Origin of the sequence: Thalassospira profundimaris (assembly GCF_003326795.1) — a bacterium.
GTDB classification, from domain to species: Bacteria; Pseudomonadota; Alphaproteobacteria; order Rhodospirillales; family Thalassospiraceae; genus Thalassospira; species Thalassospira profundimaris_C.
The window spans coordinates 39,895-54,812 of sequence record NZ_JPWI01000015.1; the positions used below are offsets into that span (position 1 = coordinate 39,895).

The following is a 14,918-nucleotide window of genomic DNA, read 5'->3' on the forward strand; positions in this document are numbered from 1 at the left end:
GTTCTTCCCGTTAAAGGCTTCATATTGAATGCATAAGGAATCTTATCCGGGAAAAATGAAAAGAGGAACCATATTGGTATAAATATGGTTCCTCTTCTTCATGCGGCCGCTTTGAATGGATTTCGAGTTTTTGTTTTTTCTCGAGGTTTCAATTTGTCTTTGGCGGCCGGGACATGATGCAAATGCGCCAGCTTGCCGCAGAAGCCCATACCATTGGTCGTTTCCCCGTCCGGGTCGGGCTCGGGCGCCGGTATAGCCGTGAGTTTCGAAATATGCTTGTCATTATAGGCAAATGGCGTGTCACAGACGATCGGGCGGTTATATTTCCGAAGAGCCAGAATGATCTGCTGGCCATTCTCCATTTTCCCGCCATTGTCCGTCGACATCAGATCGGATGCCGAGAAGAGCGGATGTCCTTTCAGACTTCTCGATTTATTGGTCGAGGTTGTGATCTGTTTGCCCGCCATTCCATCGAACATCGCTGAGATTGCCCCGCCGAAACCGTGATAGCTGCCGCTCTCGGAACTGTCTTCAATCGTCTCGTTACCGATCGATTTGCTGATATCTTCTGCCGTCGCACTGTCGGTCAACGGGAAAATAAGCTTCCATTCCGTCGTGTCCTTGAGCTCTTTCAGACCAGTTGCCCCATATTTTCCCTCTATCTGACCATAGGATTGGGCAATCAGCAGGTTGGCAACCCGCTGTGAACGCCCGACGGCAGGTCCGGACAGCAGGGTCTGCATCTTTGGAATCTGTGCAAATTCATCGAGCAGGAACAGCACTTTTCTTGCCTTTGACGCAATATGTGCCGGCTGCGAGATCAATCGGGATTGCATCGCTTCGGTCAGCATGATCATGATCTGTGCCATCGATTGGATGTTTTCCAGACTGACAACCAGATACAGTGTGACCGGATAAGACTTTCCATCCTTGCCGGTCATCCCGCGCATATCTTCCAGCGCAAAGTCAGAAGTCGATGTCCGCTCGCGAACAGTCGACAGCTTGAAAATATTCAATCCGTTGGCAAGACTTGAGAAAATGCCGCCCTTTTCCTCTTCGCCAGCTGTCTTGAGATCGATCAGCTCTTGTCTGATTTGTTCAGGATAGCCATAGGCTTTACACTCATCTATCAGCGTATTTAGGGCCTCTGTTACAGCATCAAGCTGTTCTTGTGGGTCTTCGTCGATATCCCCGCCTGCTCCGGAAAGGGCATTTGACCACAAATCGATCATGCGGCCGAAATTTGGTTCGACACCGTCACGCTCCGCCCGGCAAATGGTCAGGCCCATCAGGGCAAAACCGGCTGCACGTGCACGATCGAGGAAGTGTTTCCCATTGCCTTGCGACCCCCCATCGGGTTCGGCAACAAGCCCCATTGAAAGCTTGCGAAGATAGGTCTCTCTTTGAGACTGAAACAGCCCCATTTTGCGCGCATGAGGTATGACCTTGTCACGAATGATCCTGATTATCTCCTTTTGATTTACGGAAGCTGGGGCCGTGCCGGCAGGATAAATTGCTTCGGGATCATCCAGCACGGTTTTGCGCCAGTCGGAATCATTGCGCATCAGGGATTGCAAGCTGATCCGGGCATCCTGAGCATGGTCCTCCCCATAGAGTTCACCCAGTGCCTTTTGCAAGGCCATCATTTCTAGATGACATTGTCCTTCATCCGGCAAAGAACGCATGGGGGAAAGCGGGTTCCAGCGAGCGCCCCGATCTCCACTGGGTTCAAAACGGATAACCGGCCCGATCGAGCTTCGATATCCCCCTGTTTTTTCGTAAAGCTCACCCTTGATGTCAAAGATGAACATACTCCATTTATCCATCCCTTTCGACAGGATGGTCGGAATGGCGATGCCCTGGGTTTTACCAATGCCAGGTGCTGCAAGAGCAAGAGCGGTCAGGGTTTCGTCACGTCTCAAATATGTTGAAGATTTAAGGCCTTGCTTGAACCGACCCAGCACGATCCCGCTTTCATCAAGAAAGCTCAAAGCCTGGCGTTTGCGACAAAACCAGCCATCGCGCCATTGCCTCCAGCGTTTAAGATCGGCATAGGTGGCCAGACGCGAAAAGCCGTGCAACGTCCTTCGATCGTCATGCGGATTCTGGATTATCCCCATTACGATGAACAACGCAGAAACAATCAAAGCAGCAATCCATGTCACTGGTGGATTTAAACTGATCGCGGCATTGTAGGCCCAATCAAAATAGACCTCGCCAATCCGTCCCGGATTGACAACGAACATACGAAAATAGGCACCAAAGGTGTTATCCAGATCTACCTGCCCTCTTGCCTTGATAAACAGAGCTGTTGTCAGGCCTGCCAATCCTGTCGCATAGGCTAGTATGGCCAACAGCCAGGCCCACCATCTGATCCGCATATGTTTTGTCGATGACGACAACAATAGAGCTGATCCGGCCAGGAACATCCCAAGGGACAAAGCAATGGCAAGAACAAAAACCTTGCCATAGACGTTCTGAATGAAAGTTGCCTCTGTTGGCCAGGACAGCAGAAACAAGACCAGAAAGCTGAACGCAGCAACGATGGACCAGGCCAGATGATAACGATTGTGCCGATGATAATCTTCAACAAGCTTGTTTGTTTTCATGTCAGGCTCTCCCGAAAAACGGGCTCGTCGGCCGGTTCCGCCTCAAGCGGATCACTACCCGTGATCATGCGTTCTTCAGGTGACAGAAGAACGCTGTCATTGACCGTGCCGAAATGATCATCATTTGCGCGGTCGGTACGCATCATCGAGATCATCATTGCCCACATCTTCAGGCTTTCTTCCTGAATTTCGGACAGTTTCCGGCCACCATTCATGGCCTTTACCATTCGGCGCATATCCTCGGGTTCTGGCATGTTTGGGAAGACCGGTTCGGCGCGAAGCTCATCTCGGATTGACTTCTTGTCGAGCACCTCTTTTGCGGATCGAACGTCGGTAATGAGACGTTTGTCTGCAACACCTTTGGCATTTGCAGGCATTCGTTCGACCTGGATCATCAGAGCCACACGATCGGCAAACAAATCCATGATGGCCGAGATCTCTGCCTCAGCACCTCCGGCCATTGCAATGCGGCGGCGCCAACCACGCAACGCGTCGAGCAAAGTCGGTGCATGCGTTGTTGCCGAGAAGGAATGTCCGAGATCCATAACCTGAACTGCGGCCAGCGCATTTCGGATCGAAAGCTCGGACATCCAATTGTGCTTGGGTTCCATGCGAACGATCGCATCGATCAGGTCGGCCGGAGTGATCCGGATCTTACTGTCGTAGCGTGAATAGACCAGATGCACACGATCGCGCACATGATCAAAGACAAGCTCCCGCGTATCTTCCATGGTCATGACCCGGTCATCTGGCGGTATATCCTTTGCGGCCAGATTAAGAACTGTTGTCTTGCCGGCATTCGTCCCGCCCGGGATCAAGACGGTCTCCCCATCGACAAAGGTTTGGCGAATACGGTCGATATCAGCGGTCTTCAGACCATAGTCTTCCCAACTGACCGTGATTGGCCGCTTGATACGGATCGAGCTTGCCATGCCCGTTCCATCCACTGTCGGGCCTGTAATACCCATCAAGCGATCACCATCAGGGGTTTTGCAGGCAAGCAACGGCATATTGTCGTTAAAGACGACCCCATAATGGGCTGCCAGGCCGCGATAGAGGTCAAAGATATAATCCCGGGTAAGAAAACTGGCGTCCTTCTCTGGCAGCCAAAGAACACCCTTTCCTGCCACATAGACATTGAGCATATGTGGCCCATTGATATTCACACTGGTGACGTCACCCTTCCATCGAGGTGATTTGATCACTTTGCGCAGTGGTTCATAACGCTTGAGAAGAACCTGGGTATAGTTTTCCGTGGTTTGTGCCATTACCACCACCCCCAACTACCCATGCAGCCGCTCTTTACAGAATCTGTATGGGCAGGCGCTCCACCTGAATTGCCGCGGTAATTGATCCAATATTGATATCCAGATTGCTTTTGCTCGTAAGCTCCGTAAGACGAGCTTGTTGTGCAAGTATTGCTTACAGGTTGACCGATAACTGTACCGTCCTCACGAACAGTCGTCTTCGTCCCGACGCTCGAGCTATAGTTGCAATGGTTTGATAGGGAGACTGTTTGATTGACCCATGTCGAACCGTCTCCCCCCCCTTGGTTCACGAAGCCGCCGCTGGTATAGGTGCTGTTTCCGCATGGTCCACCACTGTGGCCCTGCGGGGCGTTCCAGCTGCTGGTAGTGACAGCAGCCCAGCTGTAGGAAGTCTGACATCCATCACCCTGGCTGAGGGCCTGTCCTTCACCTTTCACATCATCATAAACAGAAACCAGATCGCCTTTGAGGTATCGATCGACATCATTGCGACGCATGAATTTTTCACATGAGCTGTCGCTCTCGTAAAACAGTTCACCTGTCGCAACCAGGATGGATTGCTGAAATACATAATCAAGCTGAGGCGCGCCTTCGCGCACTTGCGGGCCCGACACCAATTCTTCCCGTCCGAACGCTTCAATATAGATTTCTGTTTTTGGATAGGAGAACAGCTGGGTGTCATGATGTTCGTAACCGTTAATCCTGGTCTGATGAGCATATTTGACATCATTGTCCTGAATGCAGGATGTCAAAGTAATCTCAGGCTTTCCGGTGATCTGGTATTTCCATTTCGTACTGCCATAAGACTCGCCAGAGGACAGGTAATGGAAAAAGGTGGTGTCACAGCCATTCGGGTCCTTAACCAGTTCAGCTGACTGATTGTCGATTGGCTGGCACTCTGTAATGTACGTTTCCTTACCATCAATATTGATGGCAATACGTTCCTGGGCAACCGCAACCAATGCCGCGTCGCCATCTTCATAATTTGCCAGATCTGCCTGACTTGGTGTCAGATCCGAGCAAACATTGGTTTTATGGAGATGGGTGAAGACGTTGCCGCTATCGACACATTCACTGACGATTCTTTGGACATCTTCCCAGACATAATATTTTCGAACCAGCTCATAGCTCTGGTCCTCATCAAATTCATGCCGCGGGACGCAGCCATCGGTCGTGCTCTGGATTTCGGCGGTTTCCCCTTCAATCCGCTCGCACCCACTGACTTCAACACGATTGTTATTCTTGTTCTGATAGTACCATTTGCCACGATTGAAGGCAGTACCAGGTTCCGGGGCAAGTTCGAGATCGAAGCTGCAAACACTTGAATCCTGATACATTTCGAATTCGAGATCGTCATCTTGAAGGCATTCGTCATCGATATATTGGGTCGTTCCACCCTGATCGACATAATAGCGACGGAAGGAAGCCCAAGCGCTTCTTGCATCGAGATCGACAATATCCTCACAAGCTGAATAGCTCTTCTGGATCGGCATGTTCAAGCCGCTGGGAGAGCAATCCCCTTGCGGGGTTCCGTTTTTGGTCGACTGACTCTGGACCTGAGCAACAGTCTTGTCTTCGGAAATCTTGATTGGACATCCAGCTTCAGTCAGCCCGATGTCATCAATTTTTTCTTCCTCTTCAGCAGTCCCTTCGGGCAATTCGAAACCTTCAAGCGCGGAATTTGAGGCTTCGCCGCCTGCTGCAGCATATTGTGAAGCCCCTGTGCCGCTTCCTGAACCTCCTGTGCTCTCACTTTCAACTTTCTCTTGGGGAAGGGTCCCGCCTTCTTCAAGTAATGCCCTGGCCGCTGCCAATGCGGCAGGAACATCCCCCTGAGCAGAAAGGGTTTGGCCGGTCGGAACCTCCGAATCACTCGTCGTGAAACGGCTTTCCAGTGACCCGCCAATATCGCGTTCTTCGTTGTTTTCCTGGTTGCGAACACCATACCAGTTCATGGTGCCCTTAATTTTTCCGTCGGTATCGGTCTCATATTCCATGAGGCCCTTCACCCGAATTTTTTCCCGGATTTCGGCTCCGGCAACTGAAGGATCAGAGAACTGGGCTTCGACGGGCCGCTTGCCGGCAGAAGCTGTGTCACCATCAAACTGGATCTGATCGGAAAGCGCAAATGTGGTTCGCTCCAGATCAGCTGGAAGCTGGATTTTGGTTGCTTCTTCATTATTTTTGATGACGGTACCGGTCGTAATCGGAGCCTCGTCACTTTCTGGTTGAGACGTTGATTTGGTCTCTGGCGCAGTGACTGAAGTACCTGTTGCCGGTGTTAAAAGTTCAGGCATATCCTGAGCAAACAGGACGGATGGGGCAAGCATTGCAAACCCCATGATTACAGCAATAAACTTACCCTGCATGACATTTCTCCATGTCCGGATGCAGGACGTTTCGACTTACCCCGACGATAAGTGTTCAATGCGTAGTTGGTTGTGCGGCCAGAGATGGCGGACCTGATGACGACCCCTGATCGTCCGCTTTCTGGCTGTTGTTTGCCTCTTTGTCTTTCAGATTTGCCTGTTCACTTCCCGTTGATCTCCCCAGAACTCGGATGCGAGTGGGTTCAAATATAAGATCTATGGTTGGTTTCACCGTGAGACGTGAACCGGTCGGAATTGTCATTATCGGTTTGAGATCGAGATTGTTGCTCAGCATCTGGGTAACAATCCGGCTTTCGCCTTCAACCAGAATCTGCTCTGCCCCCGAGAGACCTTCTGTACCTTGAGGTACAAGCTCGGAGGCTATTGCTGTTAGGCCGGTCAGGAAAATGGGGGTCCCAAATTGCTCCCACATGCGATTATCGATTTCACCAGGCATGCTTGTCCGACCCATGGCATCCTGTGTCGGCAGTCCGTCAGGTAACATCAGCATGCTACCGTCGGGCTTCAACAGCCTCTGCCACAGGATTGAAAGTCTTGTATCTCCCTGTTTTGCCAGGGGCGTATATGATCCCTGAAATTTCGATCCGCCCGGGATCAGGACATAGCGATGCTTGAAACCATGATAGGAATAAACATTCTGTTCAACGATGCAAACGGCCTGTCCCGGGTGTTGGGAATTGATCGAGTTCTCCAAAACGCACGGGATCGACTGAAAGGAGGTAATCATCCGCTCCAGATCGATTGGCAGTGTCACGTGGGCGTTTCCCGGAGCGGCATTCGGATCGTAATCCTGCTGGGTGATATATTCTCGCGGCGAGGGTTTTACCGGCTGGACAACAGATGAAACAACAGCACCTTTAGACAGACGACGGTTTAATTGAAGATTTGCCCGAAGTTGCCTGTAAGGATCTGGATCAGGTCGCTTTAAATGACCTTCACCACGCAACGGTATGCGAAGGTCAGCAATCCTCTGATCTCCGTTTGCTTCGGTCTTTCCTTGTATGAGCAAGGTCCCTTCGAAAAGGCCGTCACTGTCGGGTTCAAATCTCAAACGTATTGTGCAATTGGCTCCTGCGGACAATTCCACACTGTTACAAGTTCCCGATACAATCCGGACCCGGTCCGCCGTTTCCTCAACTGCGCCTATCTGGATTGCAGTATCACCGGTCTGCCTGACTGTTACGTCAACATCATATGCTGAACCGGCATCGACCTTGCCAAAGTCGATCATGCTCGGTACCGCCGTCAATCTCCCGACTTTTTGTCGGGGGGCAGGTTTTGGATCATTATCCGCTATTCGGACTTCAACGCGATTTCGCGTGCCAAAACTACCGCCTTTGACACTGATAATTTCGATATAATAATTTTCCGGAACATCCCCTTCATAATCGGTATCGTCCGGTATGGATTGAAGGATTGTGGGATTTGCTTCTCCAGGGCGAATGGTAAGCACGCCATTGCCGCTATCGACAAAGTCTTCCGGACTGGAAGCTGTTCCGCGCTCTATACGGTATGAAATCTCGATTTCTCTTTCTGGCGCAGCAGAAAGATGAAGAGGCACTTCGAGCTTACCGGAGCCTTCAATTACATCAATCACCCCATTGTCAAAACTGATTTCAATGGGTTGGACAAAAAGCACGGGCGATGATTTTGACTTGCTTTCTGTTGTAACGGGCATTTCCTGCTCAGTGGGTATCTCATCTGGTGAACTGCCCCACAATTCACCAAGAACCTGCCACAGAGAGGCGAACAGGCCTGTCTCTTCATCATTGGCAGCCTTTGCTCCTGAAGATGACAGCATCGCAAGAATCGACACCGTCACTGCCAGAGACCGGTAAAACGAACGGCAAGCCATTTACTCTTCTCCTCTCGGTACCTCTGAAGAAGAGTCTTGAGGGAAAGGAGTTTCCTTCACATTCTCGAACGGCTTTCCAGGTGACATTTCGGATGAAGAGGCAGGAGCCGTTGCCGGATGCACAACTGAAGATCTACGGACTTCCTTCTTGGCTTCACTATCTAGCCAAATCAGGCAAAGAACCCGATCTTCTCCGTTTCTCAGATAGAGGTTCTGACCAACCGAATGCACGACAATCACATTATGTTTTTTCGGGTGACGGTGAAAATCAACAGGTGAATTAACCCCGTCCACCACCTTGCGTATTGCAAACCAGAGCATAGTGTCAGCCTCTATCTCGTCATATTCGAGATAGGTCCAGTAACCGTCATTCCATATTTGACGGGGCATCATTTTTGCGACTGCGGCTTCAGGGGCGTTTTCAGGCCGCATTGGTAAATAATCATCAACGCTGATCATCATTGGATCGAAAGGAATTTCTCTCAGATATTCCGGTGTTTTTTCGACATTGTTTCCATTTTTGGAAGATCGGCGGAAATCCGTCGATTTATTCAACCCAGATGACGCCGTCCCATCATCTCGAACCTTGTCACGGATAAATACAAAAAAATCTGAAATGGTCTCTGAGTTGTAGGACCATCCTGAGAGAATGAAGAGATAGGTCCGACGGGTCCCGTCCTCGCGAAGTCTGCCAATGGCCGTCATGTTCGTATCCCCGCCGACCTGACCTTCTTTCAGGCTTGCGACCAGCACATTTTTGCGGGTCGGTTCAGACGAACCGTCCACGCGCGGGAAATCAACATGAAAGATACTGCCATCGCCCAGCAGAACATCGTCTATCACTTCGTCTTCGGGGAAATAAATAAAGGTCTGTGCCAGATTCCTTATTTTGATTTCGACCGGACTGTAAGGTTCATGGTCAACGACCAGAACGCCTTTGGCCATCTGGTCATCCGGTTTCCTGATGTCGGGATCATAAAGGGCATCCTGAAGCTGACGAAGATCGATCTCGATTGGCTGTTCTTCGTTTGGGCTAAACAGGCTTCTGTTGCTAACCTGACCGCCGCTACTTGTCCCACCACTGCCCAGCTGATCGATAAATTCAGCCGATGCAGGGGACATCATCAGACACAACAGCAGCAGAAGTCGCACACCGAAATTGATTGCCAGGGGGCATAAATTCCTTACACCGGTCATTCAACAGCCCCCTTGTCGGTCAGTTTGGCTATCTCGATGTCAATCATATGGAAATTGAGTGCATTTTGGTATTTCTGCGCCCACTCTGGCCGATATATCTCATTGAAGGTTGTCCAGATCCTCACGCCCAGTTTCTGGGTATAGTAGGATTCAGGCTGATTTATCTGGCTTCCTCCTTTCTTCATAACCTGACCGACAGGTTGAGCTCCTGCAAAACCTCTATTGTCATAGTCATCGAGCCGGATCTGGTATTCCCAAAGAAAGACCGTCTGTCCATTCTCGACATATGTGTCCATCAGGAAGGGTTCTCGAAGCAGCGTAACCTCACGTGTTTGCCCCGCCTGGACCATTTTTGTAACTTCATCAAGGTTCGCAGCTACATATTGCGCATGAGCATTTTCTTCCATGCGGACAGGAAGATAAGCGCACAACTCATCTGCAAAATTGTCACCGGAAACAAGATCATCGACGCAGCCGGTTTGCCAAATTCTTGCCATCTGGCGGTAATCACTGGTGATCTGAAAATAATAGCGAACAAACTGCGTGGTCTGGATCTCGTTAACAGGCAATTCTTTGCTGTTGCCATGACGCCAAACAGCCTGTTCGATCGAAATGTCACCATTCTCGCGAACGATCATCACAGATGGAACATCCCGACGTAACGGAATGAGAGCTGCCACAGCGCTCGAGAGCACCAGAATAATCCCGATTGATCCGACAAGCAGAAAACACAGGTTTCTGACAACTTTTTCATAGCCTTTGTCGGTATCCCCGGTCCGAAATTCATTAACGCCCGAAGGTAAGCGGTCTCCGGATTTCCGATGAGCATCTTCCGATGGAGTGGCAGACAGGCCTTTGCCGAAATCAACGGATCCCTGCTTTTCTGCTGAAACAGATTTGCGACCAAACATTCCAATCACCCGTAAATTTCATGCATTGTCTCGATCGATCTTCGATCAAGGGGCGCAAGTTGCATTTCAATGCAGGAACAGGGTGAAAGCTTGTAATCATCTGTGGCCCTGCCCGGCCCGATCATGTCATCACTTTCAACAGGCGTCAGCGGATTGGCACAAGCTGATAACAGCAGCAATTGTGCGACAACCAGCATGATACAGGTGCGGGGAGCAAGACGCATGACCTTATCCTCCCAACGCATTTCGCACCTCATCAGGATTGACCCATTCCTTAGAGTTTTGATTGTTATTTGCATTTTCGCCTCCAGCACCGGTTTCAGTGCCAGAACCCGTCGATTTCAGCCAGGGAAGTCCGTCAACAGTCCCGCTACCCTCGGCAGAACCGCCAGCACCGGTCTCTGTTTTGGTCTCGCTTTTCTCCGGCGCGTTCGGATTACTCCAGGAGCCATCCTGACTGCGTGCCTCCTGCTCGCGACTCAGGCGTTGGTTTTCGTTGACTGTGATTGTCTGCATGAGCTTCGTGAGCAGTCTGCTGTTTTGCAATACCGCCAGCGTATCAATGGCCTGAGCGCCTCGAAGGTTGCCATCAGATGTTGCCATCTGTCTGGCTGATTCTGCCAGGTCGGCAATGTCTTTTGCATAGTCGGGAAGATCTTTCATTGTTTCCCAATTGTATTCCATGGCCTGCTTTGTGCTGGCTTCACTGTACCCCTTGGCAGCTCGCTGCTTTTCAGGAACAGAAACATATTGACCAAACATCGTGTCATAAAGACCGATCCCGTCTGCAAGGGTGACATTTTCAAGCCCTCCCCGCTCGATGATCGAGGCCCCGACTTTCGTAAGTTTGAGAAAATCATCGAAATTCATCTGGGTAGCACCGCTGTCCGCAATCATATCGGATAGGGGTCCATCCGATGCATCTCCGGCCGCACTGAAGGCCAGAGACATAGCGGGTGGCACAGCATCACCATAACCTGTCGCCTGCAGGACATCCTCCGTGCGCGCCAGAACTTCGGAAGTTACTTCCCAGGTTTTTTCTGCTGTTGCCAAAACTTCCTTGGAAACGCCCATATCCTTGATGGCCTGCGCCAAATTGGCGCCGTCAAAGACGGCCATGCCGGCATTCGCCTCCTCGATGATGGGGATCAGCCGCATCATCACGCCAGTTTGAAGGACAACGACGGCACCGAGAATTACAGCCAGAGGCTGGCGGTTCGCCTGAACCTTCAGTCGACGAAAAAATACCTTCATTGCACGTCTCCTATGCTGCATCGGCGTCGCGCATGCGCGGAGCCGTTTTGGAATTGACGAATGCTTCGACACACCCCGGATATCCATACCGTTCTTCCATAACTCGGTACTCGTTTGCGGGTTTGTGACCTCCAATGAAGAGCGACAGCAAGTCGCCTTCCGGAGCATTTTTGAGGTTATCCAGATCGGTTTTGAGGATAACCGAGCCCAACGCGCCACTTTCCATTTGACGCTTGACCAGGACGAATCTCTCAAGATCCTGTGTGCTCGTATGACGTCTGGAAATCATGTCGAATTCCCGATGTGTAACATCGAGGGCTTCGCCGTAATGGGCCCATACTGCACGGGTATTGGGCAAAAACATCAGGTTCGCATTTGATTCACGTATCCGGTTGATTGACCCGGTTTCAATCATTTGCTCGATGAATTGTAAGGCTCCGACGATGACACCCCGCTTGCGACGTGCTTCGTCAAGCCATGTGTTGAAAACCTCAACCATCATTTCCGAACCTTCAAGTAACGCCTTGAGCTCATCAAGGATCATCAGCCATGGGCAGCCAGTGCGCGCCACTTCCTTGGAAATCCGGTAATGGATGTAGGGCAGGATCGCTTCTGTCAGTCTTGGGTCAGAAAGAACCTCTTCAAACTCGAAACCGAATATCTGACAGTCATCGTCAAAAATCAGGGTATCCCTGACAGTTTCAGGGCGATCAGGATCAACACGGAAAACGTTACTGTATGTCCCGGTTCCGACGAAATCCCGGAACCTGTCCCGGGCCTCCTGCGTATGAAGGTTCTTATAGAACTCATCCATATGGCGGTGCTTCTTTTCAAGGCCCGCCAAGCCCCTTATGGATTGTTCAATATCCTCAATAACGGCGGTGTCCATCGCATCAACCCGCGCGATGTGATCTCGGAGATAGCGTACAAGCCAGGGCGTTTCCCCTCCCATATCTTCGCGGATATCAAGCTGGAACGGATTCAGGCGACAGACGTCACCGGAAACAGCACCCGAGGTGTGCTGAAGCTGGAAATACCGACCGCCGAGAGCTTTGATGGTGATGTAACTGGCATCCCCACGATCAAATACGAAGCATTTAGTGTCAGGATAATGAGTACTCGATGCCATCAGGAAATTCATCAGGACCGTTTTCCCCCCGCCCGTCTGACCTATGACAAACGTATGTCCGCGGGCAAGATCGCCAGCACTTTCATGCCAGACAAAGCCGTATACCGACTTGTCTACCGTATGAAACAATTGAACCGGCCCCTGCCCCCAGTCACAACGTTCGAGCCCTTGTGAAGGGGACGAAAAGGGCATGAGATCAGCCACGTTCTGGCTTGTCGGATTAACCTTGAAAATATCAATCCAGTGCGGGGGAAGCATGGAGAGCCATCGATAAGGCAATTGTTCATCATTCAGCCGGATCGGCGAAAAATTATCCCGGATAAAAATGGACTCAATGCGCTCTATCCGCTTCCAGACATCTACAGGCGAAACACCCAGAACAAATATGGCCAATTCAAAAGCAACCAGACGCTGGTCTTCAGCCACATTATCCCCTGAAAGACTTTCTTCGAGCATTTCAAACTGGGCTGCCTTTTGACGTCCCGTTTCCCCCGAGAGGAAAGACTTGTTGCGGATGGTTTTAAGAAGTTCTTCGCTGGTTTGACGATCCATCGGATCAATCCATTCGCAAAGCATCAGTTCGCTATCTTCTGCAAGAATTCGACTAATGGTCGCGGTATTGGCAACGGATGCCCAGGTCAGAATGGATACACCGCCAACATAGGTGTCGCTTCCGTTACACGTGAATCTGGCAAGTCCGCGATTATGCTTTCCCGGTCCAGCTGAAGGTTCATCTTCACCCGCAAGGAAATCGGCTTCTGAACGCACAAGAGTATGGGCGAGACGATGGCCGGGAATACCGGATTCTGCCATGGCATTTGTCGCAGTAACCAGAACGCCAGGATTCAGGATTGAAGCCAGCATTTCGAGAAGCTCGGATCGCTCTTCTGGTCGACCTATTGTCAGGATTTCCGGCGAAAAGGGCGACAATACCTGCATAGACATTCTGGTCGCATTTTCCAGTTCTTCGCTTGCTCCGGAACTGCTGCCATCAATTGACAGGATAATATAATGGCTGTTCCGATAGCTCGCTGTGAACAGCGATGCGTAACAGCGTAAAATGGCCTGGAGCCACCGACTGCGCTCCGACTTTTGCCCAGAGGTCATAATGTTCGCATATCGGGTCAGATCGACCCGCTGGCGTCGGGAAATCTTACGCATCTGAACGTTTGTATCCGCAAGACGGAACAAAAGTCCCTTGCGGGCATTTGTCAGATTATAGAGTGCCTCCTCGTCAATCGCGTTGAGATCAACCCCGCCGATTGCAATAATTCTGAAAAGGCTGCCATTCGTGCAACGTACAGTCTGTTTGTCCCGCAATATGCGGTCAAACAGGACATGATCAACCAGACGCTCTCGCTCCTGGACTGGATCGAGCCATTTTCGCAAGGGGGTTCCCAATAAAAGGCCACAAGCAATGGCAGGTATCAGGACCCCTGCAAAATAGGCCAGAAACGTCCAAGCGGCGGGCACACGTGAAATTTCTTCAACAATCATGCGCCAACCTTCCAGCGCGACGCTTTTCTGCGAAGTTTTCGGCCGGCGATCTGGTTGTCTTTGTTTTGATAATGGATTGCCGGAGGCATAAAACGAAGCCTCCAGCAATTTTCAAGGAAAGGATTGCGATAGGTCAGACCACGAAGAATGCCAAGCCAGATTGCCAATCCGCCCCATGGCAGCAGATAGGCCAGATCTCCCACGAACGGGACGATGTTCTGCCAACCAAGTGGCAATGACAGAATGAAACACATCCCGCCCGTCACACCGATGCTCCAGATCATGATGCCCACAGGCCAGCCATATTGTGTGACCGGATATAAAATACTATTCGGAACTGGACTTGACATATTTCGAGATCCTCAGGCCGAAATTGCAATCGACCAGATGACGGTAATGATCGAAGCGCCCATGACAGCGAGGATCAAACCTGCGATCAACCAGCCAAAATGGGCGATGATCTGTTTTCCGCGAACAGTCATAAGAAGAGCCAGTCCGACGAAGACAACGGTGCCAATCGGCTTGCCAAGGTCCCGAATAAGGATCGTCAGGTTATCACTGGTCGTCGTCCCTTTCGTCACCAGCGCTTCTTTCGTTGTCGCTGTTGAACCGGTCAGAGCGAAAGTCGGTTCAATTACAGAAAGCAGAAAAATTGCTGCAATCAGGAATACCGGGAGATAAGGCAGAAGGGCACTGACGCCACGACGCGTCTTGTGATAAAAATCTTGTAACATTGAATGGACCCCAAAAAATTGTTTTGCAAGAACTCTTGCAAATGGCATTCTATTAAAAATCGACTGCAAGGAAA

General features: G+C 50.7%; 11 protein-coding genes. All 11 read right to left on the reverse strand.

Translation table 11 applies throughout. The features are described 5' to 3' along the window. Positions 1 to 98: 98 nt before the first annotated feature. A complete protein-coding gene (locus TH30_RS18820; protein ID WP_181850404.1) occupies positions 99 to 2,429 on the reverse strand; it encodes a type IV secretory system conjugative DNA transfer family protein in 2,331 nt (776 codons plus the stop codon). 176 nt (positions 2,430 to 2,605) lie between these two features. Continuing rightward, positions 2,606 to 3,877, reverse strand: a complete 1,272-nt coding sequence (locus tag TH30_RS18825; RefSeq protein ID WP_114099648.1) for an ATPase, T2SS/T4P/T4SS family — start codon at positions 3,875 to 3,877, stop codon at positions 2,606 to 2,608. Beyond that, on the reverse strand, positions 3,877 to 6,246 hold the full coding sequence (locus TH30_RS18830) for a hypothetical protein (RefSeq protein WP_114099649.1): 2,370 nt from the start codon (positions 6,244 to 6,246) through the stop codon (positions 3,877 to 3,879). Before TH30_RS18830 ends, TH30_RS18825 begins: the two co-directional genes overlap by 1 nt. A gap of 55 nt (positions 6,247 to 6,301) precedes the next feature. Next, positions 6,302 to 8,122, reverse strand: coding sequence for a TrbI/VirB10 family protein (locus tag TH30_RS18835; protein WP_114099650.1), 1,821 nt, complete (start codon positions 8,120 to 8,122; stop codon positions 6,302 to 6,304). Then, positions 8,123 to 9,319 carry a TrbG/VirB9 family P-type conjugative transfer protein gene (locus TH30_RS18840; protein ID WP_114099651.1) on the reverse strand — a complete coding sequence of 399 codons (1,197 nt, stop codon included), beginning with the start codon at positions 9,317 to 9,319 and terminating at the stop codon, positions 8,123 to 8,125. Then, a complete protein-coding gene (locus TH30_RS18845) occupies positions 9,316 to 10,230 on the reverse strand; it encodes a hypothetical protein (protein WP_114099652.1) in 915 nt (304 codons plus the stop codon). Before TH30_RS18845 ends, TH30_RS18840 begins: the two co-directional genes overlap by 4 nt. Before the next feature lie 5 nt (positions 10,231 to 10,235). Further along, complete coding sequence (locus TH30_RS18850) at positions 10,236 to 10,454, reverse strand: hypothetical protein (protein ID WP_147252058.1); 219 nt, start codon at positions 10,452 to 10,454, stop codon at positions 10,236 to 10,238. A gap of 4 nt (positions 10,455 to 10,458) precedes the next feature. Then, complete coding sequence (locus TH30_RS18855; RefSeq protein WP_114099654.1) at positions 10,459 to 11,484, reverse strand: hypothetical protein; 1,026 nt, start codon at positions 11,482 to 11,484, stop codon at positions 10,459 to 10,461. 10 nt (positions 11,485 to 11,494) lie between these two features. Further along, positions 11,495 to 14,110, reverse strand: a complete 2,616-nt coding sequence (locus tag TH30_RS18860) for a VirB4 family type IV secretion/conjugal transfer ATPase (protein ID WP_114099655.1) — start codon at positions 14,108 to 14,110, stop codon at positions 11,495 to 11,497. After that, the gene (locus tag TH30_RS18865; protein WP_147252061.1) at positions 14,107 to 14,460 is read right to left on the reverse strand and encodes a hypothetical protein; all 354 of its coding nucleotides are present in this window, start codon (positions 14,458 to 14,460) and stop codon (positions 14,107 to 14,109) included. The genes TH30_RS18860 and TH30_RS18865 overlap by 4 nt, the downstream gene beginning before the upstream one ends. A 12-nt stretch (positions 14,461 to 14,472) precedes the next feature. After that, entirely contained in the window at positions 14,473 to 14,913 is a 441-nt protein-coding gene (locus TH30_RS18870; RefSeq protein WP_147252063.1) for a hypothetical protein, read from the reverse strand. Positions 14,914 to 14,918 lie beyond the last annotated feature (5 nt).